Annotated in this window: 25 protein-coding genes and 2 pseudogenes; 19 read left to right on the forward strand and 8 right to left on the reverse strand. The window is 43.7% G+C overall.

The window, feature by feature from the left end; genetic code table 11:
* Positions 1 to 23: 23 nt before the first annotated feature.
* Together JQC93_RS02280 and JQC93_RS02285 are read left to right on the forward strand one after the other, a co-directional pair.
* Positions 24 to 989 carry an aldo/keto reductase gene (locus JQC93_RS02280; RefSeq protein ID WP_205156839.1) on the forward strand — a complete coding sequence of 322 codons (966 nt, stop codon included), beginning with the start codon at positions 24 to 26 and terminating at the stop codon, positions 987 to 989.
* Positions 989 to 1,378: a VOC family protein gene (locus JQC93_RS02285; RefSeq protein ID WP_205156840.1), complete on the forward strand. Its 390-nt coding sequence runs from the start codon at positions 989 to 991 to the stop codon at positions 1,376 to 1,378. The genes JQC93_RS02280 and JQC93_RS02285 overlap by 1 nt, the downstream gene beginning before the upstream one ends.
* Positions 1,379 to 1,617: 239 nt before the next feature.
* On the opposite strand, the gene JQC93_RS02290 is transcribed toward JQC93_RS02285, so the two are convergent.
* Positions 1,618 to 2,517 (reverse strand): LysR family transcriptional regulator, encoded by a 900-nt coding sequence (locus JQC93_RS02290; RefSeq protein WP_205156841.1) that lies wholly within the window; start codon positions 2,515 to 2,517, stop codon positions 1,618 to 1,620.
* 140 nt (positions 2,518 to 2,657) lie between these two features.
* Between JQC93_RS02290 and JQC93_RS02295 the strand changes: the two genes are divergently transcribed.
* Positions 2,658 to 3,296: a class I SAM-dependent methyltransferase gene (locus tag JQC93_RS02295; protein WP_205156842.1), complete on the forward strand. Its 639-nt coding sequence runs from the start codon at positions 2,658 to 2,660 to the stop codon at positions 3,294 to 3,296.
* Positions 3,297 to 3,362: 66 nt separating this feature from the next.
* Here JQC93_RS02295 and JQC93_RS02300 read toward each other — a convergent pair whose 3' ends face one another.
* Positions 3,363 to 4,271, reverse strand: a complete 909-nt coding sequence (locus JQC93_RS02300) for a GntR family transcriptional regulator (RefSeq protein WP_205156843.1) — start codon at positions 4,269 to 4,271, stop codon at positions 3,363 to 3,365.
* A 383-nt stretch (positions 4,272 to 4,654) separates the two neighbouring features.
* Between JQC93_RS02300 and JQC93_RS02305 the strand changes: the two genes are divergently transcribed.
* From JQC93_RS02305 to otnC, 7 genes are all read left to right on the forward strand, one after another.
* Complete coding sequence (locus tag JQC93_RS02305; RefSeq protein ID WP_205156844.1) at positions 4,655 to 5,308, forward strand: hypothetical protein; 654 nt, start codon at positions 4,655 to 4,657, stop codon at positions 5,306 to 5,308.
* 39 nt (positions 5,309 to 5,347) lie between these two features.
* Entirely contained in the window at positions 5,348 to 6,421 is a 1,074-nt protein-coding gene (locus JQC93_RS02310; protein ID WP_205156845.1) for an isocitrate/isopropylmalate dehydrogenase family protein, read from the forward strand.
* Between the two features lie 82 nt (positions 6,422 to 6,503).
* Positions 6,504 to 7,469 carry a Bug family tripartite tricarboxylate transporter substrate binding protein gene (locus tag JQC93_RS02315; protein ID WP_205156846.1) on the forward strand — a complete coding sequence of 322 codons (966 nt, stop codon included), beginning with the start codon at positions 6,504 to 6,506 and terminating at the stop codon, positions 7,467 to 7,469.
* Positions 7,470 to 7,515: 46 nt separating this feature from the next.
* Positions 7,516 to 7,986 carry a tripartite tricarboxylate transporter TctB family protein gene (locus JQC93_RS02320; protein WP_205156847.1) on the forward strand — a complete coding sequence of 157 codons (471 nt, stop codon included), beginning with the start codon at positions 7,516 to 7,518 and terminating at the stop codon, positions 7,984 to 7,986.
* A 17-nt stretch (positions 7,987 to 8,003) separates the two neighbouring features.
* Positions 8,004 to 9,551 carry a tripartite tricarboxylate transporter permease gene (locus JQC93_RS02325; RefSeq protein ID WP_205156848.1) on the forward strand — a complete coding sequence of 516 codons (1,548 nt, stop codon included), beginning with the start codon at positions 8,004 to 8,006 and terminating at the stop codon, positions 9,549 to 9,551.
* An 88-nt stretch (positions 9,552 to 9,639) separates the two neighbouring features.
* Positions 9,640 to 10,899: a 3-oxo-tetronate kinase gene (gene otnK / locus JQC93_RS02330; RefSeq protein WP_205156849.1), complete on the forward strand. Its 1,260-nt coding sequence runs from the start codon at positions 9,640 to 9,642 to the stop codon at positions 10,897 to 10,899.
* Positions 10,896 to 11,528 (forward strand): 3-oxo-tetronate 4-phosphate decarboxylase, encoded by a 633-nt coding sequence (gene otnC / locus JQC93_RS02335; RefSeq protein WP_205156850.1) that lies wholly within the window; start codon positions 10,896 to 10,898, stop codon positions 11,526 to 11,528. The genes otnK and otnC overlap by 4 nt, the downstream gene beginning before the upstream one ends.
* 140 nt (positions 11,529 to 11,668) lie before the next feature.
* Here the strand turns inward: otnC and JQC93_RS02340 are convergent, their stop codons facing one another.
* The gene (locus JQC93_RS02340; protein ID WP_205156851.1) at positions 11,669 to 12,406 is read right to left on the reverse strand and encodes a helix-turn-helix domain-containing protein; all 738 of its coding nucleotides are present in this window, start codon (positions 12,404 to 12,406) and stop codon (positions 11,669 to 11,671) included.
* 232 nt (positions 12,407 to 12,638) lie between these two features.
* On the opposite strand from JQC93_RS02340, the gene JQC93_RS02345 reads away from it, so the two are divergent.
* Together JQC93_RS02345 and JQC93_RS02350 are read left to right on the forward strand one after the other, a co-directional pair.
* Complete coding sequence (locus JQC93_RS02345) at positions 12,639 to 14,873, forward strand: FAD-dependent oxidoreductase (RefSeq protein ID WP_205156852.1); 2,235 nt, start codon at positions 12,639 to 12,641, stop codon at positions 14,871 to 14,873.
* A gap of 21 nt (positions 14,874 to 14,894) precedes the next feature.
* On the forward strand, positions 14,895 to 16,148 hold the full coding sequence (locus JQC93_RS02350) for an ABC transporter substrate-binding protein (protein ID WP_205156853.1): 1,254 nt from the start codon (positions 14,895 to 14,897) through the stop codon (positions 16,146 to 16,148).
* Between the two features lie 363 nt (positions 16,149 to 16,511).
* Here JQC93_RS02350 and JQC93_RS02355 read toward each other — a convergent pair whose 3' ends face one another.
* Complete coding sequence (locus JQC93_RS02355) at positions 16,512 to 17,420, reverse strand: DnaJ C-terminal domain-containing protein (protein ID WP_205156854.1); 909 nt, start codon at positions 17,418 to 17,420, stop codon at positions 16,512 to 16,514.
* A gap of 114 nt (positions 17,421 to 17,534) precedes the next feature.
* A pseudogene (locus JQC93_RS02360) lies at positions 17,535 to 17,720 on the reverse strand (hypothetical protein); the annotation flags it as partial.
* Between the two features lie 59 nt (positions 17,721 to 17,779).
* Here JQC93_RS02360 and JQC93_RS02365 point away from each other — a divergent pair.
* The 6 genes and pseudogenes from JQC93_RS02365 to JQC93_RS02390 all read left to right on the forward strand — a co-directional run.
* A pseudogene (locus JQC93_RS02365) lies at positions 17,780 to 17,971 on the forward strand (DUF3299 domain-containing protein); the annotation flags it as partial.
* Between the two features lie 304 nt (positions 17,972 to 18,275).
* Positions 18,276 to 19,277 carry an aldose epimerase family protein gene (locus JQC93_RS02370; RefSeq protein ID WP_205156856.1) on the forward strand — a complete coding sequence of 334 codons (1,002 nt, stop codon included), beginning with the start codon at positions 18,276 to 18,278 and terminating at the stop codon, positions 19,275 to 19,277.
* A gap of 122 nt (positions 19,278 to 19,399) precedes the next feature.
* Positions 19,400 to 19,807: a hypothetical protein gene (locus JQC93_RS02375; protein WP_084883590.1), complete on the forward strand. Its 408-nt coding sequence runs from the start codon at positions 19,400 to 19,402 to the stop codon at positions 19,805 to 19,807.
* Positions 19,808 to 19,838: 31 nt separating this feature from the next.
* Positions 19,839 to 20,369 carry a shikimate kinase gene (locus JQC93_RS02380; RefSeq protein ID WP_205156857.1) on the forward strand — a complete coding sequence of 177 codons (531 nt, stop codon included), beginning with the start codon at positions 19,839 to 19,841 and terminating at the stop codon, positions 20,367 to 20,369.
* A gap of 114 nt (positions 20,370 to 20,483) precedes the next feature.
* Positions 20,484 to 21,314 carry a DUF3626 domain-containing protein gene (locus JQC93_RS02385; RefSeq protein WP_205156858.1) on the forward strand — a complete coding sequence of 277 codons (831 nt, stop codon included), beginning with the start codon at positions 20,484 to 20,486 and terminating at the stop codon, positions 21,312 to 21,314.
* A 161-nt stretch (positions 21,315 to 21,475) separates the two neighbouring features.
* A complete protein-coding gene (locus JQC93_RS02390) occupies positions 21,476 to 22,477 on the forward strand; it encodes a S66 family peptidase (RefSeq protein ID WP_205156859.1) in 1,002 nt (333 codons plus the stop codon).
* Between the two features lie 73 nt (positions 22,478 to 22,550).
* Here JQC93_RS02390 and JQC93_RS02395 read toward each other — a convergent pair whose 3' ends face one another.
* Positions 22,551 to 23,084 carry a dihydrofolate reductase family protein gene (locus JQC93_RS02395; protein ID WP_205156860.1) on the reverse strand — a complete coding sequence of 178 codons (534 nt, stop codon included), beginning with the start codon at positions 23,082 to 23,084 and terminating at the stop codon, positions 22,551 to 22,553.
* A 99-nt stretch (positions 23,085 to 23,183) separates the two neighbouring features.
* Between JQC93_RS02395 and JQC93_RS02400 the strand changes: the two genes are divergently transcribed.
* A complete protein-coding gene (locus JQC93_RS02400) occupies positions 23,184 to 23,753 on the forward strand; it encodes a TetR/AcrR family transcriptional regulator (protein ID WP_205156861.1) in 570 nt (189 codons plus the stop codon).
* Between the two features lie 86 nt (positions 23,754 to 23,839).
* On the opposite strand, the gene JQC93_RS02405 is transcribed toward JQC93_RS02400, so the two are convergent.
* Together JQC93_RS02405 and JQC93_RS02410 are read right to left on the reverse strand one after the other, a co-directional pair.
* Positions 23,840 to 24,919: an ABC transporter substrate-binding protein gene (locus JQC93_RS02405; RefSeq protein ID WP_205156862.1), complete on the reverse strand. Its 1,080-nt coding sequence runs from the start codon at positions 24,917 to 24,919 to the stop codon at positions 23,840 to 23,842.
* Positions 24,920 to 25,037: 118 nt separating this feature from the next.
* A complete protein-coding gene (locus JQC93_RS02410) occupies positions 25,038 to 26,378 on the reverse strand; it encodes an anaerobic sulfatase maturase (RefSeq protein WP_236009249.1) in 1,341 nt (446 codons plus the stop codon).
* Positions 26,379 to 26,451 lie beyond the last annotated feature (73 nt).

Raw genomic sequence — 26,451 nt, forward strand, 5'->3', positions numbered from 1 at the left:
TGGTGGTGATATTTGAGGTATTTATGCAGTGTCCAAAGTTTGAGCTAAAGAACGGAAAAACTGTTCAGCTGTCCAGGGTGGTTCTCGGTACGGGTAAATTTTATTCTGAACAGGATAAGAGTAACGCCTTGGAAATTCTCGATGAATATGTACGATTAGGTGGTAATTGTATTGATACCGGCCGCCAGTATGGGTTGAGTGAAAACATTATTGGTGAGTGGCTAGAAACAAGAAAGTGCAGAGATAAGGTATCAATTCTCACTAAGGGTGGCCATCCTAGCCTAAAACAACCTAATAAAAGTCGTTTGTCTAAGCAAGATTTGTGCGCTGATCTGGAGGCAAGTCTGTCGGCATTTTCAACTAATTTTGTTGAACTCTACGCATTGCACCGAGACGATGAAAGCATGCCCGTATCTGAGATTATGCCGACACTGCATCAGTTTATTGAAGACGGTAAAGTCGGCGCAATTGGTACATCGAATTGGACTGAAGAACGAATTTCCGCTGCGAATGACTATGCTAAAAAGAACAAGTTAACTGAGTTTAGCTTTAATAATCCCGGCTTTAGTTTGGCTGATTGCAATCATCCCCCATGGCCAGGGTGCGTTATGGCCGAAGAGTCGATGCTCGCCTGGCATAGAGAAAACGCTGTACCACTATTTGCTTGGTCACCACAAGCATCGGGTTTTTTTTCCGGAAAATACTCGCCAGATGACACGGCTAATCGAGAAATGGTGGAAGTGTATTATTCTGATAGTAATTGGAGCCGCCTTCAAAAAGCCACTAAGTTAGCAGAAAAGCTCACATGCACGCCCACCCAAGTGGCACTAGCATATGTTTGTAATCAACCATTTCCGTCATTCGCTATTATTGGGGCAAGAACTAAAGAACATCTTCAACAGGCTTTTGAAGCGAGTCGAATTTCTCTTGACCATCAGGCTATGCACTGGCTGACAGATCAAAAACTCACTACGGATGGAGTGGTATAATGGCTAAAGTTACAGGCTTAAAGAATATTTGCGTACACGTGCTAAGTTTGGAAAAGACACTTGAGCTTTATCGTGAGGTACTCGGTTTCAAACTCGTCAAGGCCGACGTGCTCCAGGGTGAGAATATTGAAGGAATGTTAGTTCTGAATCTACTCGCTGGGGACTGTCTAATCCATCTATCCTTAACTGCTCCAAAATTCAATCACACTATTGGCGAAGTGGGCAACACTAACCACAATCACTTCATGCTCTATGTCGATGATATAGGCGCGATTGGTGATGAACTTGTGACCAAATCCTACGTATTGGAGAACATGAACTACCGAGAAGACAAACATACGTTTTTTACTGGACCCAATGGTGAAATCATTGGTTTATGTCAGGCCTGAAGTTAGTGAATTGATCCATTGTTGCTAGACATACAACTAAGCTGACTTGGACTGCTTATACTTAAGTTAACACACGCTTTACAGTGTAGAGAAACGCGACTAGAAACTGTCTAATGGTGTTCCAGAGCCGATAACGGTACACCATTGCCCCAATAAGTTTGTTAGAAGTACAATATGGAAAATGTAGTCGAATTCATTAGTTGCTACAGGTTATGCTAGAAGCCGTAGACGTATTTTCATTACCTATAGCTCGATAGTTCCTTACTCAAAAATTCAAAGACATATTGGATCCTTGTATTTGTTCGAAGCTCTCGATGGGTAACAAGCCAAAGTTGAATTGGGAAGTCGCCAAGTTCTGGCAATACTTTTTCTACATTATCAGTAGGTTTAACCAAGTGTTCCTGAATAAAACCGACACCAGCGCCTTGCTTAACTAATTCCCAATAAACGGTATAATTGCTCGTTGTTACGGGAAAGTTTTCCGTTGTTAGACTAAGTCCCCGTTGATTGAGCATCGAGATAATCTGTTGAAAATCTGGGGGGCCAATGAAATAAGCACAATTGAGATCTGACAAAGTCTTTGGGCTCGCGATGGAATTAAGGTAGGCGTGTGCGGCGTAGAGATAGAAATGGTCATCTCTGATCTTTTTAGCAATTAGATCAAGCTGTTCAGGCCGGTAAGATCTGATAGCGATGTCTGCCTCTCGCCTCTTCAAATCGCTGCTCGCGTTAGAGGCAACGATTTCAATCGTAATTTTGGGTTCGAGACGCCTCAATTTTGATATGATTGCGGGTAACTCGTAAGCCGCCATGTTCTCTGATGCACTTATGCAAACCGCCCCCTCTAGTGACTCCGACTTTCCCGAAGCTGTGAGTGATAAGTGAGTAGCAGCATTTCCCATGCTTTTGACACATTCAGCCAGTTCGACACCACTAGGGGTTAACTCAAGCCCCTTCCCGACGCGTTCAAATAGAGCAACTTTAAGCTGCTTTTCCAATGCATTGACTTGCCGACTCAACGTGGGTTGAGAGCTATTAAGCGCTTTGGCTGCGGCTGATAAAGAACCCAATTCAGCCGTTGCAAGAAATGCTCTCGCGTGATTCCAATCAAAATCTACTGCTTTCCAATCTATGCGCATTTGAATACCATTTATTCATTTTTACTTATATTAATTCATAATAGCATCGATAGAATAGAGGAAAGCGATAAATTTTAGGCCATAGAATTCCAATTCAAGATGTGGGTTTATGGTATCCAAGCACGACAAGGTGGTAGATAATGGACAAGACCGAAAGCTTCTGGGACAAGGCGTCAAAAGACTATGACAAGTCTGAGGCACGTTTTGAATACATACATAATATGACGAGAGCAAACTCTATAAAGCACCTCAATAAAAGCTATGTGGCTTTAGATTATGGGTGTGGTACAGGCACCAAATCATGTGAGTTAGCTAGTTATGTGAAGGAAATTCATGCCATTGATATATCTGCAGAAATGGTTAAGTCGGCAAGACGCAAGGCTGCCGATTGCAATATAGAAAATGTTCATTTTTCTCAAGCTACAATCTTTAGTAACGACTATGAACACGGATCGTTTGATGTAATTTTTGCTTTCAACATGTTACATACCATTGATAACCCTGGCCATGTCCTTAAAAAAATATACGAGTTGTTAAAGCCTAATGGACTCTTAATCTCCAGCACACCTTGTTTGGGTGGGAAAAAATCTCTATTGGTTAAACTGCAGATGTATCTAGTTAAAGTCCTTTCTAAGACCGGAGCTATCCCAATTTCGATAAGGCAATACAGGCGTTCAGATCTGGATAGATTGTTGGGGGAACTCGAGTTTGACATCGTTCAAGCTGAAGAGATCTTCAGGGACGCGTCTAGTTATTTTGTTGTCGCAAGAAAAACCTAAGGCTGTAGCTTTTAGCATGGAATGTAATAACTAGCGGTTTGAGACTCTCGCATGGTGCTAGTCCGGCTATCCAAATAAGTTTTTGGCGATCTCTTCTTTTTCTTTTGCGGTGCGCTCGAGATGGCTCTCAAGAAAGCTAGATGCTTCAACAAGGTTTCCTTCCTCTATTAAGCTGAGTAGATGCAGGTGCTCTTCACACTCCTTCCTTGGAATAGGCCGTTTGCCGTTGACATTGTATTCGATTAACCTTCGTAGTCGGTTAACCCGCTTGAGAGCGTCTAGCAAAAAGACGTTCCCAGACATTGCAACTACTGTTTCGTGAAACAACACACCTGCGTTAAACATATCTGCGGCAGAGACCAGTTTCTGATCATTATTTAAAATATCTATCTGAGACATTCTAAGCATTTGCAATCGAGTGTGATCCACAGTGAATCCAGTCTCTCTAAGAGCTTCTGGCTCGATCAATTGCCTAAAGCGATAACTTTGCGCGTAGGCAATGGGTGACGATATAAACTCGTTGAACTCCCAGCTATAGCCAATATTTCGAGATAGCCAGCCATCTTTCTCCATAGCAATCAGAGCTTCTTGTATGGATTTTCGACCTAACTGGTATCGATTAATAAGGTCGTTTTCGGTAAAGCTGCGGTTCAGTTTTCCTGAGAGGTATTCTTGACCAATGTTATAACAAATAGGGTCGAGATCAGGGTGTTCATTTTCATTGCCCAGTCGTGGGCTAGTGAGGTTTTGATCAGGTAACTTCTCGAGAAAAAAGCCTTGGTTAGGCTTTTTAATTAGGTAACCTGAATTTTGCAAATGGAGAAAAGCATTGCGAATTGGAGTGCGAGATACTTTAAGGATCTTAGACAACTCGACTTCTTTGATATGAGCACCAACCTCAAGTTGATGTTTGAGAACATGCTCCAGCACGCGATCCGCCAAAATTTCGGCTGATGTTTTTTTCTTTCTTTTCACTGCGAGATCCATATTGTCCCTAACCTTTTCAACAAAGCCACCCTTCTTCTTTCACTACTCTATCGTAAGAAAATGACCGCGATTTCGCTTAATTTCTGCCAGTATGCCGCATAAATTGTTTTTTGTGAATAACTTGTATCCACCAAGCGCCATATGTTGAATAAATGTGTTGTATTTCACATATTCAAAATACAATATATCAAGTAAACACTTTCCTGCTCAAACAAAAATCATCAAGAAACCCTATTAACTTGTTGTATTATAAGCCTATTTGTCTGTTTTCTATGCCTGGGGCAGCGAGCTGGCTTTAATCGTGTTCATGTTGACAATAAGTTAATCATCTGTAATAAATGTATTTGTGTTTAACAAAATACAATTTAATCATGAAAAAAATTGCCCTGATACACGCAGTTGATATTGCAATAGAGCCAATCAAAGAGGCCTTTAGAATAGGCTGGCCTGAAGCGCATATCGTTCACTTATGGGATGAATCACTCAGCATTGAACGAGCAAAAACTGCGGAGTTAACGCCTGCTCTTCATCAACGCGTCAATGCGTTATTTGAGTTGGCGAAACTAGATGGTGCTGATGCGGTGTTGTTCACGTGTTCTGCATTTGGTGAAGCAATTGAACGCATAGCTGAGCATTCAGACATACCGGTACTAAAGCCAAATCAAGCCATGTTTGATGAAGCTCTGAATGAACACATACCAGCCATATTGCTTGGGACGTTTAAACCCGCAATGGCCGGGATGGAAGCTGAGTTTAATGAGGCTTCGGAAAAACAAGGCAAAACCAGAAGCCTGGAAAGTATTTGCGTACCAGAAGCACGAGCGGCACTGAATGACAAAAATATCGCTAGTCATAATCAGCATCTATTGGATGGTATTCAATCGATTGAAGGGAAGAGAGTGGTTATGTTGGCGCACTTTTCGTCAGCCGTGGCACAAGCAAGCTTACAGCAAGCGACAGGAATGAAAGTACTTTCTAGCCCTGAATGCGCTGTCAGACAACTTAAACACACACTAACGCATTAATAGAAATAACACTAACTGCAATAAGTACGAGAGGAATGTATGAAATTAATAGTATTACCTGGTGACGGAATTGGACCAGAAATCACTCAAGCGGCTGTTCACGTGCTGAAAGCGGTAGACAGTAAATTCGGCTTGGGTTTGAGTTATGACTTTGATGATGTTGGCTTTGACAGCTTGAAAAAGCATGGCACTACACTTCGTCAAGAAACGCTTGATAAAGCGAAAACGTATGACGGCATAATTTTAGGCACGCAATCTCATGCCGACTACCCAAAACCAGAGCTTGGTGGCCGCAATGTGTCAGCCGGTTTCCGTATTGGGTTAGACCTATACGCTAACGTACGCCCTGCGCGTTCTCGCGCTTTCTTACCTACCAACATGAGTGAAGGCAAGAGCATTGATCTCGTAATCATGCGAGAGGCCACAGAGGGGTTTTATCCTGACCGCAACATGACTGAAGGCTGGGGAGAAGTTAAACCCTCACCAGATATGGCGCTGTCTACTCGGAAAATCACTCGTCATTGCTCTGAGCGTATCGCCCGAAAAGCATTTGAATTGGCTATGTCGCGTAACAAAAAAGTCACTGCCATTCATAAAGCCAATAGTTTTCACATGACCGATGGGTTGTTTCTTGAAGCCGTAAATGACGTAGCAAAAGAGTTTCCAGAAGTGGAACTTGATGACCTGTTGGTGGACGCATCGACGGCGCATTTAGTCCGCAGTCCAGAACGTTTTGATGTATTGGTTGCGACCAATTTTTACGGCGACATCATCAGCGATCTTGCGAGCGAGTTGTCTGGAAGCTTAGGTCTAGCCGGTTCCATGATGGCCAGTGACGAACATTGTTGTGCCCAAGCACAGCATGGTTCAGCACCAGACATCGAAGGCCAAGACATTGCTAATCCAACATCAATGATTTTGTCTGTAGCCATGCTTATAGAGTGGATGGGACAAAAACATAACCGTGAAGACTTGTTGAACGCATCGAAAGCGATGACGTCAGCTGTGGATGCGGTGTTAGAGAATCCAAATTATCGTACGGCAGACCTAGGCGGTTCATGTGGCTGTCAGGCCTTTAGTCATGCGGTAGCGAAACAACTAGCCAATAGCTAGTGGATAACGCTGAGTTAAGTAGTACAGCACAATAATTATTCGATAGAACAAGTAAAGTACCTACATAGAAAAGGAAGAACTCATGTCCCTACTTAAAACCCTCGTAGCCGCACCTGTGCTAGCTACAATTTTAATCTCACCAGTGAGTCTAGCCAAGGATCTGGATTACCCAACCAAAAGGCTAAACTACACCATCGCGTTTGGTCCTGGTGGTGGTAATGACCTTATGTCTCGTACAGTGGTCGATATTCTTAAAAAGTATGATTACTACGACAATACTATTCGTGTTGATAACATCGCAGGCGGAAGTGGCGCTGTTGGTTTTAATTTCGTTGCTCAGAAGAAAGGCAATCCTTACCACCTCACCTCTACCAGTGGTAACTTCCTAGGTACACCATTAGTGTCGAACACGGGGTGGACTTATGAAGATTTCACTCCAATTGGTCTACTGGCTCAAGACGCCATGTTCATTGTGGTTCGCGCTGATTCACAGTTTGAAACCGCACAAGATTTTGTTGAATACGCTAAGAGCAATCGAGTGACAGTAGGCGGTACAGGGGCTGCTGGTCCAGAGAGAGTAGTCGCGAGCTTGTTTGCAGAAGCCGGAGGCTTTAGTTATGACTATGTTCCGTCTCAAGATGGTGGTGGTATGGTGACTTCTTTAACTTCAAAGAGTGTCGACGCCATAGTGGCTAACCCTTCTGAGGTTTCGGGGCAAATAAAAGCAGGGAACTTTCGACCTTTAGCGTATTCGGAAGCTCAGCGTAGCACCGTCTATACAGAGGTACCAACCTTTAAAGAGCAGGGCTACGACTTTGCATTCTCTCTGCCTCGAGGTGTGGTTATGCCGGGTGGCGTAGACGAAAATGTACAACAATGGTGGGTGGATACGATGAAAAAGGTCGTACAAACTCAGGAATGGAAAGACTATTTAAACACCAACAGCCTGTCAGGCAATACGGTGTGGGGCGAAGATTTTGCTAAGAATCTTGCGGCAACTAATGCCGACTTCAAGCGAGTACTCACACAAATTGGTGCAATAAAATAATTAAGTAGGCTGCGCGGTTTCGTTGCCGCGCAGCCAAGGAGTTGTTATGCGTTTTTGGTTTTCGCTGAGCACATTTTTGTTCTCGCTAGCATTTTTGCTCTATGGCCTGCAAACCCTTGATATCTATGATTTCAACGGCAGACCTGGACCCGGATACTTTCCACTTATTATTGGTGTTGGCTTACTAATCTCTACAGGTATAAATGTTTATAAGGATCTGAAAGAGAGAAGAGGGAAAACCCTTGAGTCACTAGAAAAAGATCACCCAGAATCGGTTTATGTAAGAGATGCGTTTGCGACAGCGGTGTGTATCGGTTTGCTTATCTTTTCTCTTAATTTCCTCGGCGCTGTAGTTGCGATGATTGCGTTTTGTCTGACATTTCTTTCCTATTTTAACAAAGGAAAGCACCTACAGAATGTGGGCTACTCAATAGCCTTCCCGATGTCGGTTTTCTTATTATTCGACGTGTGGTTGCAGGCTGGATTGCCTGACGGACTACTGCGTTTATTCTATTAATCACAAGGGATTGTATTATGTTCTTTGCTGAAATCTTTGAAAATTTATCTTTTGGATTGTCGGTGGCGTTTACGCCTGCCAATGTTCTATTTTTGCTGATAGGTGCATTTGTCGGCATGGTCGTTGGCCTTTTTCCTGGTTTTGGACCCGCTGCTGGTATAGCGATATTGATCCCAATGACATTTGGATTAGACCCTACTACGGCGATTATTATGTTGTCTGGTATTTATTATGGGTCGATGTATGGGGGAACGATAACCTCGATTCTGATCAATACCCCTGGTGAGTCCGCTACGGTTGCTTCAACACTAGATGGTTACCCTATGGCGCAAAATGGACGAGCAGGGCCGGCACTAGTAATGCAAGCGATCGCATCTTTTGTAGGGGGGACGCTTGGTGTGATACTCATTTGTGGTTTCGCTCCATTACTGGCTAACTTTGCATCATCATTTGGACCGTCAGAGTATTTCCTAATCATAATGTTGGGCCTACTATTGCTCACTACAATGATGGGTGAAAATCGCCTAAACGGTGTCGTTTCAGCCCTGTTTGGTTTTGCGATTGCAATGGTTGGGGTTGACTCGGTCAGTGGTGCACAGCGATACACATTTGGTTCACCAGAGCTAATTGGTGGGATCTACTTCGTACCAGTTGCGATTGGCCTTTTTGGAATCGGGGAACTTCTCTACTGTATCTACACTGGCCAACATAAAAAAGAGAATGTTCGAGTCCAGTTTAACTTTCGTTCTAAAGATTTTTGGCCGACAGCCAAGGACTATGTGTCTTCTCGGTTTACTTTCATTCGCGGCTCTGTGATTGGATTCATTGCAGGCGTATTACCAGGCTCTGGTGCAACGATTGGTTCGATTTTGGCGTACTCAGTTGAGAAAAAGGTGGCGAAAGATCCTGAAAGCTTCGGGAAAGGTGATATCCGTGGGTTAGTCGCACCAGAAACCGCAAATAATGCAGCATCAGCAGGCGCAATGGTTCCACTCATTGCACTTGGTATTCCTGGTTCGGGAGCAACCGCCGTGTTGTTAGGTGCTTTAATGATGTGGGGACTACAGCCTGGACCTATGCTTATCGACAGTAACCCCGATCTTGTTTGGGGGTTGGTGGCGAGCATGTACATGGGTAACATGATTCTTGTCGCGCTAAGTATTTTAGCCATCCCACTGTTTGTTAAATTTCTCGACATTCCATACCGCTTAGTAGTACCTGTCATTGTTATCTTATGTGTGATTGGGGCTTACGCTCTTAATAACAGCATCATCGAGACGTCAATGTTATTGATAATGGGACTTGTCGGCTTTGGCATGAAACTATATGGCTATTCTCCTGCGGCAACTGTATTGGCATTGGTTCTTGGTGGAATGGCAGAAAGCATGTTCCTTCAATCTTTGATCATTAGCCAAGGTAGTTTGGCCATCTTTGTCGACCGACCAATTTCATTAGCACTGACTCTCATTATGTTCTCGGCGATCAGCTTCTCCTTTGCACTTCGTGTGTTTAAGAGAGCGCGAAGTGAGAAAGCCGATCAATCTAATTATAAACAAGCGAACTAATCGATCTTCCCTGTTACTTAATAAGCATAGTTAGCAGGGAGCCGTTCGGTCCAAAAAATAGAGAAACGTAATGTTGAGAGAGGTAACTATGAAAATTGGTGTTATCGCCGATGACTTTACTGGGGCAACCGATGCTGCGAGCTTCATTGTAAAGAATGGTTTCAGTGCTGTGCAGTTTTCTGGCATTCCTTGTCAGGATATTTCAACTTTTGGTGATGCTCTGATTGTAAGCTTAAAGAGTCGTTCAAGTGATCCTAATGACGCGGTAAAGGACTCTTTACACGCTTGCCAATGGTTATTGAATCAAGGGTGTAACCTAATTTACTTCAAGTACTGTTCAACCTTTGACAGTACCGAGCAAGGGAATATTGGACCCGTTACTGAGGCCTTGATGGCAGAGCTTAATGTGCAATCTTGTTTATTGTGTCCATCTTTACCAGTGAATGGCAGAACAGTTTACCAAGGTAATCTATTTGTTTTTGATTCTTTGCTTTCTGAGTCAGGCATGAAAGATCATCCAATTACACCAATGACGGACTCAAATATACTTCGATTGATTGAAAATCAGTCATCAGGAAGGGCAGGGCTAGTGGATTGGGCGACGGTATCTAAAGGCGCTACTAGCGTTAAGTCTAGGGTTGAAGAGTTGGTTGAACAGGGTGTCAGATTTATTGTGTGTGATGCAATCTGTGAGACTGATCTTTTAACGATCGGCGCGGTGGCACAACACCATACATTGGTCACTGGTGGGTCTGGATTAGTGGGCGCTATTGCACACCACTTTAGTCAAAACGTCTCACCACGGGAGAGTAAAACAAGCACCAACGCATTCGTCTCTGCAAGTGGACATGGCGTCGTTTTATCCGGATCTTGTTCGCTAATGACCAATGAGCAAGTAGCGAACTATAAGCAGTTGGCACCGTCGTTTAAACTTGATGTCGACCAATGCATTAACAATGAAGACTATGGGCGACAGGTACTAAAATGGGTAATTCAGCATGCTGACCACGATTATTTCCCATTAGTGTACGCAACCGTAGACGCGAATGAGCTGCGAAATATACAAAATCAGTTTGGTTCTCAAGCGTCGGTTGCTGTTGAGCGCGTGTTTCATTGGCTCGTATCGGAACTCTATTCACATGGCTTCAATACTTTCGTGAGCGCAGGGGGTGAAACCTCAGGCACGGTAACGCAAGCGCTGGATGTGACCGGGTTTCGCGTGGGCAAAGAGATTGCTCCAGGTGTGCCTTGGGTTAATAGCTTAGATGGTGAAATTATGCTGGCGTTGAAGTCGGGTAATTTTGGAACGCCTGATTTTTTTAGGCAGGCACAGGAGCAGCTTAAATGAATGAACAACAAAAGAGAATCCAGTTAGTCGAGCTAGCAAGGTCTATGTTTGAACGCGGTTACGCCACTGGTGGTGCAGGGAATATTTCCGTAAAACTGGATGACAACCGCTTTTTGGCGACGCCTACCGGGTCTTCATTTGGCCGTTTAAACCCTGAAAGCTTGTCCGTGGTCGACAGGGATGGTCGACATATTGCGGGAGATAAACCCTCAAAAGAGGTGTCGTTTCATCTGCAGATATATAAAAACCGCGCATCAGCCAATGCCATTGTGCATTTGCATTCTACTTACCTCACGGCGTTGTCATGCCTAAACGGCTTGGACAAGTCCAATGCTATTAGGGCGTTCACTCCCTATTACGTGATGAGAGTAGGTAAATTGCCCGTTGTCGATTATTTTAACCCAGGTGACCCTCAGATTGGTATTGAACTAGCAAAGCTAGCCCATGATCACCGCGCCTATTTACTGGCCAATCATGGTCCAGTAGTGACAGGTACTGATCTGATAGATGCGGTCGATAACGCAGAAGAATTAGAAGAAACAGCTCGCTTAGCTTTGCTGCTAAAAGAAATGGATGTCTCTTATTTATCTGATGCCAACGTGGACATTTTGTCTAAAAAAGGCAAATAAACAATGGCTAGGCACACTAAAGCAGCAACATAATCTTGGAACAAACCCGTGATATGGCAGGTCCGTATCACGGGTTTAGGCTATTGGCTTTCATAACGAAGATCGGTGAGTCACTTTCGCGATAACTCAAAGTCAATGAATTAAACCTCACTATCGACCAGAGCTAAACACTCATCTTTAATAGCATTTGCAATGACTTGCAGTTCATCAACATACGCTTGCATATCGTCAGTGTGAACATGAATATTTGCAAAAGCTAGTCCGATACTCATTCCCTCGAAGCGCAGAAGGGCACATATATTGTCAATGTAATGTGAATCAACAAAATGAGCATAATAACCAGTATCTTGAATTTGTTGAGTAATGCTAGGAAGCCGGTTTAACAGCTCTTCACCAATGTGACCTGAATAATCTTCATTTGAGCCATTTATTCCAACTTTCTCCGCGAGTAATGCTTGGCCTATAGTCGATTCATTGACGTCCGTCGTTCGGTACCCTGACAACCCTTCTAATGGTGAATGTGTATCAAGTGCATAATAGGTGTAGATAACCGATGTACGCCACAAGGTACCAATTGCCAGAGTTCTATCACTATATGCTCGACTCAACGCAACTCTTAGCGATGCCCGCAAAATAGTTGAATTATGCAAACTTTGCGCAGCGAGAAGATGGATCCCTGAGCCGCACACGTATTTTCGTTGCTTGTTCTGCTCGACCATTCCAATAGATTGAAGAGACTTTAAAAGTCGGTTGACCTTAACAACATTAATTCCTAAGCGTTCCGCTAACTCCTTGTTGCCTAGAGGTCTGCTCGAGCTCGAAAGTTCTTGTAAACATGTAATACCGTCTATAAGGCTTTGGTTGGGTTGAGCAGTCAATTCTCTTCCTCTATTTGATTAACGCACAAAAAGTGATTTTAGATGCTAATCGAAAATCATTGCTATCGCTAGCATTTCCAACTTTCCAATCTACATGATCATGTCCAGCTCCTATTCGATGTGATTGTTATCAAAACTTTCACAAACACTTCTAGTCAAGATCCTAATTTACATGATATTACTATTATAGTAATTTCAATTATAGTAATTAGTAGTGGTGAGGAGTGTTTTTTTGAATAGGCAGATTTATCAATCAGTTTTGGTCTCTGATTACATTGTGGTTGGAGGGGGACTTGCTGGTGTGTGCAGTGCAATCACCGCTGCTCGCCAAGGCATTAAGGTGATCTTAATACAAGATCGTCCGGTGCTAGGTGGAAACGCTTCGTCAGAAGTGCGCGTGTGGGCACTCGGTGCCGCAGCACACATGAACACAAATAATCGTTGGAGCCGTGAAGGAGGAGTTATAGATGAAATACTGGTTGAGAATTTACACACTAATCCTGAAGGGAACCCGTATTTCTTTGATGATTTGCTGTTAGATAAGGTTCTTGCAGAACCTCTAATCACATTGCTTCTCAATACGGCCGTAAACCAAGTGCAGTGCGATGAAATTACGGGGAATATTAATCAAATTACTGCGTTTAATAGCAGTAATGAAACTGAGTATTTGGTCAAAGGACAACTCTTTTGTGACGCTTCAGGAGATGGGATCGTTGGGTATTTATCAGGCGCAGATTTTACAGATCAGGCAGAGACAAAAGAGACTTTTGGTGAATCTTTAGTACAGCCCAATGAATTTGGTCACCGTCTTGGAAGCTCACTAATGTTCTCAATTCAAGATATGGACCATGAAGTCCCTTACACACCACCGACTTACATCTTCGATGACATTAAAAAAATTAAGAAATACAAGCAAATTAAACTTTTAGACGAAGGCTGTCATTTTTGGTGGATGGAGTTTGGCGGACGCTTGGACACCATACATGACAATGAAAACATAAAATATGAACTTAGAAGTGCCCTATATACGACTTGGAATTACATTAAAAACTCGGGAAAATTTCCAGAAGCAAAAAATAAAACAATTTCTTGGGTTGGGTCTATACCGGGAAAACGCGAAAGTCGTCGTTTCTTGGGTGATTACGTTCTAACTCAAGAGGACGTACTACAGAATCGTCAACACGAAGATGCCGTTTCTTATGGCGGGTGGTCAATCGATCTTCACCCTGCAGACGGTATGTATTCGGAGTTTAGTTCTAGTTTTCATCGGTATTCGAAAACCATTTACACCATACCGTATAGAAGCTTATACAGTAGAAATGTACCTAATCTCTTTATTTCTGGAAGACTCATTTCTTCTTCTCACATCGCTTTTGGTAGCACGCGTGTGATGCTCACCGCTGCAATGAATGGTCAAGCTGTCGGTATTGCAGCCGCAATGTGCACTTTACGCAACCTAAATCCTAGGGACTTATACACCAATAACCTAATAGAAGAACTGCAAAACAAAATTTCTCTTACTGGGCAATACATTCCAACCAAGAAAGTTATGAACTACGAAAACATGGTTTCTGGTGCAACAATCACTGCGAAGGAACACCTATTTAATGGCTTAAAACACAATGGAAGTTTCACGAGTTTAGATAAGTCCTTCGGCGTATTGTTGCCTGTCGAGGAGGGAAAGCTTCCTTCTATCAGCTTCATTACAAAAGCCGTCGAATCAACCCACGTTGGTATTCGCGTTTATCAAGTCGAAGGCTTTACACCGTCGCAGATACTGTACGATCAACAAGAAAGTATTTGTAGCGGAACGAGTAGAATCTCTATTCATACCGGCATAGAGTTAACACACGCACAATATTTACTTATCGAGATAGTGGAAAACAGCGCTGTGCAAATAGGGACGTCTTCCGAACATTATCCCGGTATTGTCACGCTATATAGAGCTAATGATGATGTCCATCAAACGGTATGTGACAGTCAAGATGTTGATTTCCAAGGGTGGAACTGTCCTCGCTATCCATACGAAAACCTAAGCTTTACCTTGGATAAAACACTCTCAATTTACCCTGTTTCAAACGTTAGCCAGGCACCGTTTAGACCGACACATTCTACAAATAGTTGGATCGTTGACTGTACAAAACCATCCCCTCAAGTACGACTTAGTCACTCACAGTTTGAGGAAGGTAACGACCTCGTATTAACGCTTTACCATGATACAGATACCAACCAAGCGATAGAAACACTTAAAAAGCACCGCTTCCAGCATTTTCCAAACTGTATTCGTGATTATCGAATCTTAGATAGCAATGGAAACCTGCTTCATGAGGTCAAAAACAACTTTCAATCGATAAACAAAATTGAATTATTTGGTGTCTGTTCTGAATCTCTTTTGATCTTTATCGATAAAACTTGGGGAAGCCCTTTTGCCGGTATCTATGGAATTCATATTGAAGTAATAAATTAAAAACATTTAAAGGAGCTACACGTGAGAATTAACAAAATTACAGCTTTGTTAGCAACAGCATTGTGCTTATTTCAGGTAACAGAGCTGAGCGCAAAAACAACTATTGAGGTCGCTAGTTGGAAAGGTGCGGGTGCTGAAGTTGCTAACTTTCCACTACTCATTGAAAAGTTTGAAAAAGAGTATCCCGATATCGAGGTCAAACTCAATTACATGTCTCGTGGTGATGTTGTCACAAATATTCCCGCACGTTTTCAAGCTGGAGATTCACCCGATGTGGTGATGGTTGATCGTGAATTTGTCATCCATTGGGGGAAAAATAATCTTCTAAGAAGCCTAGAAGATATCCCTAGTATCAATAATATCAGTGATGAGTTTACACCAGCGTTAGGACTAGACGGCAAACCTTATTACACGATGTTGCAAGTATCTGGCATGGGGATGTATGTAAACCAAACTATGCTTAAAGATGCTGGTATCAAAGCGTACCCAAAAAATACAAAACAGTTTCTAGACGTATGTGAAACATTAGTTGAAAAGGGCATGATGCCAATGATTTTACCAGCTAATAACGGAAACTGGACACCGTTTATCTTCTTGCTTTCAATGGGACTAGCCGACCAAGCAAGCCCAACGCAGGATCGAATCGAACAGTTCAACAGTGGGAAAATAAAATTCGCAGAAGACAAAGCGATGTTGGCAGCATTTGAAACGCTTAGAGAAATGGAAAACAAAAAATGTTTTGACCCTCGATTGAGCGCAGGAACGGATCCTTGGTCTGTTGGCTTATCCTCATTTCAATCTGGGCGAGTTGCTATGTTGCCACAAGGGATGTGGAATATTCACCGATTTGAAGAAGACAGCTTGCCAAGCGATTTCACGTTTGAGCCTTTCCCTTCCTTTTATGGGAGCAACGGTATGGCAATGGATTATTATGGCCCAGGTTGGGCTATCCCTGTGATGAGCAAAAATATTGAAGAAGCCAAACTATGGATTGATTTTTGGTTACAAGATGAAAACCTAAAATTATTTGTTGAAGCTGATGTCGCTATGAGCACACTAAAAAATGGCACACATGGATTGCCTCCTGCAATTGCGTCTCAATACCTAAACGCAAAAGACAATGGAGGATATATTACTTTCCCCGTAGGCTCTTTACCTAGTGAGCTAACCAAAGATATGGGCAACGACATTACAGCCTTTATGTTGGACACTTCGTTGGACTATGTAGAAATTTTGAAAAAATGGGATAAAACGCGGGAGAAATACGCGCAATAGTGAGCTGGAAACTGGGTAACTGTCAGATCAAGTCTGAAGTAGTAAACTTGAGGTGGCCGTTGATGAGTAAGGGTTGTTTCAATAGCGCTGTCGATGTTCCTATGTTTTGACGTAATCTCCAACATAACTCTATATGACCTCTTCCTTGCTCATTATTAAAAATGGGGATGGAGAGGCCATATTTACATCTTTAAGCCCCAACATGCTGCCCATCAAATATGCTGCTTTATAAAAAACGTCCAATACTCATCGATATAATTGGAACTTTGAGGCTAGCGTCTCGTTATTCATTTGAAAACCATTGGCTATCGACAATATGCTTGGGTGAAAAACATAGTGTCGACAGGCCAATACAACAGGATGCTATGAGTTCATAGTGGCTTTAAGTTGCTGTAACAGATCTTGTTGTTGCTCACTCAAGTTGGTGGGAGTCTGCACATGAATGCTAATAAAGAGGTTACCGGTATTGCCTTTACGATCCGTAACGCCTTTTCCTGCCATTTTGAACTTGCGACCGCTTTGCGTACCCGCTGGGATCTTGAGTTTAAATCGACTGTCTAGAACAGACACCTCAATCTCTCCACCAAGGGCAGCAGTGACCATATCGATTTTAGTGTTGCAGATAAGATCATTGTCTTCTCGTTGTAAGAAGGCATGCTGACGAATCGAAATAGACAAAAGCAGGTCACCCGCTGGCCCGCCGTTTTGTCCAATGCCACCTTTTCCGGAAAATCGAATTTTTTCTCCCTCTTTAATCCCAGCAGGGATCTTCACATTGATCTTTTTCTGCTCTCCATTAATGGGCAATTCTACAGGGAGCTGAGTACCTTTAATCGCATCGACAAAATCAATGGTTAACTTAAATTCATTGTCTTGTCCTTTTCTAGCCACAGGTCCGCGGCGACGGCCCTGAGCTTGAGAGAATATGTCATCAAACCCTCCAAAGCCTCCACCTTGAAATCCCTGTCCACGCTGGCCAAATGCGCTGCCAAAAATATCGTCGAACCCAGCGCCTTGTGAGTGTCTTGCCGAACCGTTAAAGCCAGTATTTTCAAATGCCGCGTGACCAAAGTCATCGTATTGCTGACGTTTTTCTTTGTCCGTTAAGATCTCATAGGCGTATTTTATTTCTTTAAACTTCTCTGTTGCCTCTTCGCTCGAATTTTTATCTGGATGGTATTTCATCGCCATGCGCTTATAGGCTTTTCTAATCTCTTTTTCTGAGGCTACTTTTGAGACACCTAGCACTTGGTAATAATCGGGTTTAGACATGCTTCTTCTCACTTTTAACATAGAAAAGGCGCCTGAGTTTCCTCACGCGCCTATATGCCATACAGTCACTTTGCTATTGGGCTAAACTATGAATTGTTTTAGCCTAATTAGCAATTACTTAACTTCTTCAAACTCGGCATCGACAACATCATCACTTTGAGAGTTTTGTTGCGATTGTGTCTCTGGGCTCTGAGTCTGGGCTCGATGCCGAGCAATCTCCATCAGTTTTTGAGCTGCCTGGGACAACGCTTGCACTTAACCATCAATAGCATCTTCGTCGTTACCACTGTTAACGGCTTCAGTGTCACCAAATGGCAATTAGTATCTCTTTGGCTTGGGTAAAGTGAGCGCCACCTCCACCACCGAATCAGCTGGTTTTGGTCGATTATCCGGAAGGGATTGAGTTGGTTAGCCTATCGACGCCAGTATGGGTAAGTGGTCACTTGTACGCAGAAGAGTCTATAGAGAACGTTAGCTATGCGGATGGAGCGTCAAATGTTGAGTCAGTTTATACGTTGACGGCCAGTGAGGTTGAGTTATATCAACCGTAAAGGAGGGGTGGATTTTACCCAGCCAAAACTTGATTACGATGGCGCTGTGTTGCGAGCCAGTTCTTGTACAGCGTATTTCGAGTTAAATCATAATCGTTGTAACGAAATGGTAAGTTCTTGAGAGAAGCTTGTTGTCGTGAAATGGGCGCAAGATCAACGATTTTTGACCAATATAGAGCACAATTGGTGATCAAGGAGCTGTGTGTTTTACTCGCAGTTAGATATTCTAGTGTTTGTCGTATTTTGGGAATATCGACTGTTTGCAATAACCTGTCAGGTGCCCAATTTCTAAGATGGTAGTTCAATGATCAGCGATAGTGATAAGCAACATGTAAATCTGATGGAAACTAAAAGGGTCCAGTTTTCAGTGGGACATTTTAAAGGTTTGCCAACGGTTGTCCTTGAAAACGCTTTGATACGAGCCGAATGGATACCCGATTACGGTGCAAAAATGGTGTCGTTGGTCGTTAAAACTACGAGTGAGCATGAACTTCTTTACCAAACTCCGCTAACTAAGTTAGTTTGTCCGAGTTATGGTGCAGACTTTGGCTCCTTCGAGACTAGTGGGTTTGACGAATGTTTTCCAAGCATTGAAGAGTGCCAGGTAGAGGTTGAAGAGCAGGGTAGACTGACTTCAATGTCCATACCCGATCATGGCGATGTTTGGTCGCTTCCTTGGCAATATCACATCGAGCCAGATGGCAGTCTGATGTTCTCTGTTACTAGTGCACTCATTCCATACCAGTTAACTAAAAAAGTGACGTTGGAAAATAATGAACTCATTATCAACTATAGGGTTGAATTAACAGGGACAGTGACCAAAATGCCGTTTCTATGGACGCCTCACGCGCTTTTTTCCTATCAGCCAGACACTACAATTTTGATTCCTAAACACCTAAATACCATCACTAGTGTTTGTCCTGTAGGGCGATTGCAAGATCAAACAAAACGGTACACGTACCCTCGACACACTCAAGCTGATGGTATCGATTGGGATGGTTCTGTGTTCGCACAACAAGATGAAGGGTTGTGCGAGAAATTCTATTTCGATCCACTACTCAATAGCGAGGACTGGTTTGGTTTTCAAGACAGCCGTTGCAGACTAATGATGAATGTCGATGCAAATGTTGCTCCTTATTTAGGGGTTTGGAAAAACCAAGGTGCACATAATGGCACCCATAATTTCGCTTTAGAACCATGTTCAGGCATCTATGATAGTGCACAAATGGCGCAGAACAATGGCACGAGCGCTTACGTTACCGCCAATTCTCCCGCTACTTGGCATCTAAAACTTAAAATAAAATAACCCGCATATGTGGGAACGTATTCGTAATGTGATAACTAAAATTTAGATACACAACTTTCTATTGCGGTGGTTTAGTATTGAGCGATACCATAAGCACTCATTATTTCAGTAAAGATTGGATTATGTCTGACGAAAAACTCGCTCTTGAATGGATGCGCCAGCAAGCGCATAAAATTGATCCTTACGTTGTAGACCCTTCTTTTGAAGAGTGTGTCGAGCTGATAGATCCCGCATTCAAAAAAGGTAAAAGTATTGCTCAGTTACGATTCTTGCTGGGAGAAGCCGATCGCCGCGCTGGAGCTGCTGAGCGTAAGCACGCCGCGTTAAAATTTGCCAAAGAGAAAAGTCCAAATGCAGGGCAAATATTGCGATTGCAAAGCAAACTGCAACAGGTTCAATTGGCGTTAAAACTCGCAACGGGTGATAACAATATGACGATCTCTCAGTTTTGCTCGGAGTACGATGTGAGCAAGCGAGATGGCAACACCGCGTGGAATGAGAAACTGGTTCAACAGAATCGAAAGCGCTAGTGGTTCAACGGTTTAATAGCGAGCAACATTTATGGCTAATAACGTGATATTAACGGGTCTAATGGGAACCGGTAAGACAACTTTAGGTAGACACGTTGCCAACAAGCTCAACCGTACATTTATCGATACTGACGAATATATCGAAGCGCAATTTGGACCTGCAGCGTCCATTTTTAGTCAAACTAACGGGGATATGCAGTTTCGTGCTATCGAGGAGCAGGTCGCGAATGAGTTAAGTGCCAAGCAGCACTGCGTCATTTCTACTGGCGGACGATTCATGCTCAATCAATCAAACATCGATGTTATGCAACACACCGGTGTTGTAGTGTGTTTGGTGGCAGAGCTCTCTGAACTTGTTGAGCGCCTAAGCAATACGACAAGCACAACCTATAGACCTCGCTTTGTTCAGGCTGAAGACAAGCTCAAACTGATGCAGCAGCTGGAGCAACAAAGTGCCCCTTACTTTAAACAGTTTAAGCAGATAACAACCACTGGGCGGTTAATAGAAGATATAGCTGAAGAGATCATTACCCTGTCTAACTCGCAGTTAAGCATGCATTAAAAACGGCTTAATTCGCCACATTGCCAAAGTAGTTAAAGCAACTGTAATGTGAGCGTTAGTACTTCCATTTTTGACTCAATAAGTTAGATGTCCCTACCACCGCTTGGAGACCTTATGCACCACTACGTTGTCGCCGCAATAGAGAATATTAAGCACAAGTCCCAAGGTGAAGTTACCGCGCATCCTTACTCGGTGACCATCAATTTTCACCCCGATCGTTTTACTCCGGATGGCGAGCCTCTATTACAGGCGATCGCGCAGCAAGGAAACATCAAATCCCAATTTGAAACCAAGACCAGCAATGGTGGATTGACGGCATTTAAAGGCGGCGAACGCTGGTTGTGGGAGAATCGAGTGTTTGACGGAGCGTACGACGAAGCGTCAGATGCACTTCGTCCTAAATACGGCGCTCTTAATTTTCGACTCTATGAGACCGGTGCTTCACCACGATTTGGGTCGGCTTACTTTGTCCTAAAAGCAGAGACTCTCAATCGCACCACCTTTTGCTATCCAGACAGCTTTTTTGAACCCGAAGATTTTGCTGTCAGTGAGCAGATAGGCCTGCTTATTAGCAAAGCCACAGAAGACAACCAGGATCGGCTTGATGATTATATTGAGGCGCACATTCATGGTGTACTTTCTATTGAACAAGACATCGAGTGCATAGTGCTTGATCCAGTGTACCGAAACACCCCAGTTGAGGAACAGGCGCTAGCACTAGGTATTCCCGTTCGATGGCACAATGGCTATGAGCTAAGTATTGAAGAAATGAGCCGTTATCCTAATTACCGTGGACCGCAGTATATTGACTTGGCGCGAGAGATTGCGCGTAATGGAAAAATTAACCCCAAGCTTTTGGGCTTGGCGGTGACAGAGCAAGGTTATGATGAGCAAGATATTAAGAAAGTGTGGCACTATCTTGCCCGCTTTGGTTATCGCGCTTAGCTTGCAAGCCATAATGCTATGAATTGATAACGCAAAGACTAATCGATGCATTAATGAAATAACCTTTTGATAATTAAACAGAGTTAAGAGATTATTCAGAGATAAAGTTTGCTAAAAATACCCAGTAAATCTGGCGTATTCAGTCAAAAGGAATCTACTGAGTGATCTATCCCAAGGCATTAAAACAAGGCGACAAAATTGGTTATTTTTCACCGTCTTCTCCCGCGACCAGTTTCGCACCCAATCGATTTGAACGCGCCAAATCATATTTAGCTTCTCATGGTTTTGAACTGGTTGCAGGCTCATTGACCGGATGCTCGGACTCCTATCGTTCGGGGTCCATTCAGCAGCGTGCAGACGAGCTCAATCAACTGATTCGCGATCCTAGTGTCCGATGTATTATGTCCACAATCGGCGGCTACAACAGTAATTCGCTCCTTCCTTACATCGATTATCAAGCTCTCAAAGCGGATCCTAAGATCATTATTGGCTATTCCGATGTGACAGCGCTGCTGTTAGGCATAGTCGCAAAAACGGATATAGTGACGTTTTATGGCCCTGCGCTGGTGGCGTCTTTTGGTGAACTGCCACCACTGGTTGATGAGACATTTGCTTCATTTCGCGACATCTTATGCGGTGTGTCGTCCTCGCATCAATACACCATGCCAGCGGTGTGGACCGATGTGATGCACGACTGGGAGACTCAAGACACCGCAAAACCTACGTTCGATAATCAATGGCAATACATTGGTAGTGGCAAGGTTAGTGGCCGAATTATCGGTGGCAACCTCAATACCATGTCGGGGATATGGGGCAGTGAGTATATGCCTAAGATAGAAGCTGGCGATATAGTGTTGCTGGAAGATTCACTTAAGGGTATTGAATCGGTTGAGCGCTCCTTTGCGCACCTTTTCGCGTGTGGCGTTTTTGATAAGGTAGGGGCCATTGTGTTAGGCAAGCATGAGTTGTTTAACGACAAAGGGACTGGTCGCTCGCCATTGGATGTTCTTAAGGAAGTGCTTAATGGTAAAGCAGTTCCTATTTTGTATGGCTTCGACAGTTGCCATACACACCCAATGTTAGTTACACCATTGGGTGTGAACGCAACCATTGATTTTGATGAAAAAACGTTCGCGCTGGATGGTCATTGGCTTGCTGAATAAGGGCAAGTTGAGCCATTGATTTAACGGGTGATAAGACACCCGTTTATCTGTAGAAAGGAGCTTCGATAGTGGCTTATCGATTACGCAGATAAGTAGTTTGAACCAGCTGATCCAGCACGACTTCACTTTTACTCACTGTGAAATTCAACGAGGTATCCAAGTCGCCAAACAGTGGCGCACCACCTCCAAGTAACATTGGAAAACGTGTGATCACCATTTCGTCGATGAGGTCGAGTTTCAGGAAGCTTTGAATTGTTTTCCCACCATCAATGTAAATATCGTTGAAGCCCTTCGCATTTAGATCCGCCACCACGTCTTTTAGGTCGCCATTTACTAACGTGACCTTATCTTCATAGCCCTTTGGCACTTCAGTCATGGTGTTACTTAACACAAACACAGGTTTTGAGTACGGCCACTCTCCTCCAAATCCCAACACCACGTCTAAGGTGTTACGTCCCATGACTAATCCATCAATACGTTCCATCAAAGAAAAAAAGCCGGTGTCGACATGATCGGGGTTCGGTACCGATTCAAGCCAATCCAAACCTCCGTTTTTGTCGGCAATGAATCCGTCTAAACTTGTTGCAATAAATACGATGTTCGCCATGTAAACCTCACTAAAGGATGACTTGCTTGAGTCATGGTTTGGGATAGGGTAAAATTAATTCTACAGTGTAGATTTAATGGAGTTTAGCGAGAAGACGTTATGGCTGTCAATGATAAAAAACGCGGTAGACCGCGCGCGAAGCAAACACAACTTAGTGCAGACGTTGTTTTAGGTATGGCAAAGTCATTGATGAAAAGCGAAGGAAAAGTGCCCAGTATTCGTTTGCTCGCAAAAGAGCTCAATGTCGACCCTATGGCGATTTACCACTACTTCAAGAATAAAAATGCCTTGCTTGAATCCCTCACCTCTTCTCTGGTGGAAGAGATTTATCAGCCAAGCCAGAATGCAGATTGGCAGCAAGAGCTCTTACATTTATCGGTCAGTTATATTGAGCTTCTTCGGGAGTATCGCGGGCTGTTGACTACTATGCTAAGTATGAAATCTGGCGGTCCGGCGCACGTTTTTACTAGTCGCTACCTTGCTCTCATCAGGCCGCTTGAATTATCAGAAAGAATTGAGAAGGACTGTTTGGATTTACTTGCGGATTATTTACATGGTTTTGCACTTTCAATCAGCTGCTGTGAAGACCAGTCACTGATTAAAACGGACATGATTAAAGGGCCAATGTCGCTGATTGTCGCGTCGCTTGAGGCTTCTAAGTCAAATTGATAGCCGTAAACTGGCCAAGAACACCCAAGACAACATTGTTCTTTGCCATGGGTGTTATTGGGGGGGATTGAAACGATAGAGGGTAACTACTCAGCCAGTTTGAGTGTTGCTGGGTGGAACAGCTCTTCTATAGTGAGTTCGCGCTCTGACAGACCTTGCTCATACGAATAACGGAATAAGGTCTCTAAGGTTTTGGTGTTATTGGCATCAAAGCCATAGCTAAAGAAGTTATCGCCCATTAACGCGCGCGTCGACTCAAGCTCTTGGACATACCAAGGCATCATATCTGCCGCCCAACCGATCTGGTTCATTTGCCCATACGCGATCTGTTTGGCTTCGACATAAGCGTTATAGACAGCTTCTGCTAACCATGGGTGCTCTTCCAGTAACTCTGTTTTAATCGCGACCGCGTGCATAATTGGAAATACACCGGTCTTTTGGTAGTACTCTTGCTCTGCGGTGCGCGAATCGCTATATAGGCGAGCGACTTTTTCGTGCCCTTGTATATAAGCTTCGGGCTCCGCGGCATGGAATAAAGCGTCTACCTCACCGCTGACTAAAAGTTCTGACTCGTCTTTACCTGCCGAGCCTGTGCGAACCACAACGCCGTTTGGCATGTGCGCTTCTTGAGCCGATACCGCGCCCGTTACTCCTTTAGATGAATCTACATCGGAGGCAACCCAGTTAACGTCTTGTGGAGATATGTTGTATTCGTCCTGCAGCATACCGCGTATATAGGTGAGAGAGGTGGACGAGTAACCTGGCGTTCCGATGGTTTTGCCTCTTAGATCTTCAGGCTTTTCGATGCCCGAGTCGCTGTTGATAAAGATGCTCTTATGTCGAAAGACGCGCAATGGGTAAACAGGAATCAAGGTATAGTCCCGAAACTCTTCATTGGCGTAGGCTAGCATATATGGGTGCAAACCAATCTCTGTGATGTCTAAAGTTTGATCGCCATTGAGGACATCGTTATTCATTTCACCGATGCCCATTTTTTTAAAATGGAGATCAACACCTTCAATCTCAACTTGACCGTTTAGGATGGGTTTGAGCCTTGGAAATTCGTATCCAGAAATGGTGAGTTGTAGGTTTTCGTCTGATGTGGGGTTAGAAAATGCGGTTGTAGAAAAGATAGCTAGGCTTAAAAACGAGAGTGCCTTTTTCATTGGAAGATTCACTTATGCATGGAATCACTCATGGCATACTCCTTTATTAAGGGTGATTCGATTTAAACTGATCTCAAGACTCAGCAATTTCCATTGTCGCTGACTCTAAAGATGGGAATTAGTATTGAGTATTAAACATGTAGCGTGGGTTTGAGCCCAACAGGCTTGCCATTTTATCATCGCTATAGCGACCAAATTTCACCGGGTATCCATAGCTGCGGGCGATGTGTGCCATGCGCTTGTCGATGTGATCAAAGTACTTTTTCCAGCCTGCACACAGGTAGTTTTGGTTCGGTTCGCCGTCGGCGTTTTTGATAAATCGATTTTTTGGGCATTCGCCGTAACACGCAAATACATACTCGCAGCGTTGGCAAGCACTGGTGAGCGATTCAATTTTGGCGTAGCCAAAGTCTTGTTGCTGCTGCCCGTACGACACCTCTTCGAGATTGTCGTGATAAATATTGCCGACTTTGTGCTCCGGATACACATAGTGGTCACAGGTATAGAGGTCACCGTTAGGCTCCATCGCCAACCCTTTGCCACAAACTGGGTTTAAGGTGCACAATTGACTGCGCTCGCCAATCCACGAGGCAAGGTTTGCTTCAAAATATTGAACAAACACGCTGCCAATATCACTTTTTTCCCACTCGTCAAAAACCGCGATCAAAAAGTTGCCCCAGCCTAGGTCTGAAACACAAAATGACTCAACTACTGAGTTTTTGTGACCAGGAATAAGACGCTTGTCACCTTGCTTAATTTGATTTTCGGCCTGCCAAGACTCTGTATCACTTTGCGGTGCATCGGTACGGAAGGTCTTCTGCTCGACAATAGGGATAAATTGAATCTGTGTTGATTTAACAACGTCACGTAAGAACCGGTATACCTCAACAGGGTTTTTGCTGGTCAGGTTGTTTACGCATGTCAAAGTCGCGAATGTGACGTTGTGTTTGTGGATCAGATCCACGGCTTTCATGACTTGTCTAAAGGTGCCGCGTCCAGCGCGGTTAGTGCGGTGGGCATTGTGCAAAAGCTCGGGACCATCGATGCTAAGGCCCACTAAAAAGTCGTGCTCCGCCAAAAAAGCGCACCACTCATCGTTAAGTAAGATGCCGTTGGTTTGAAGATCGTTTTTTATAACCACGCCGTCGGGTTGATATTTCTTCTGCAGTTCAACAACCGTTTTAAAGTACTCGAGCCCCAGTAGCGTTGGCTCGCCGCCTTGCCATGAAAAAATGATTTCTGGTGCGTTGTGTGATTCGATATATAGCTTGATATAAGTTTCTAAGGCTTCACCTTCAATTTTTGGTGTACAGCCTGGTTTGTATTCAAGCAAATCTTGTTTACTTAGGTAGTAGCAATAGGTGCAATCAATGTTGCACGCTGCCCCTACAGGTTTAGCCATAATGTGGGTGCGTTTGGTGGGTTTACCATTGAAAGTGGAGCTGTCTTGTACGGTCATTGTCTGTTACCTATGTCATCGTGTGTGTACACAATCGCTGAAAACTGTGGTTTTTAAATTCGAGTGGTTTGCT

This window comes from Vibrio ulleungensis, from assembly GCF_016900875.1.
GTDB classification, from domain to species: domain Bacteria; phylum Pseudomonadota; class Gammaproteobacteria; order Enterobacterales; family Vibrionaceae; genus Vibrio; species Vibrio ulleungensis.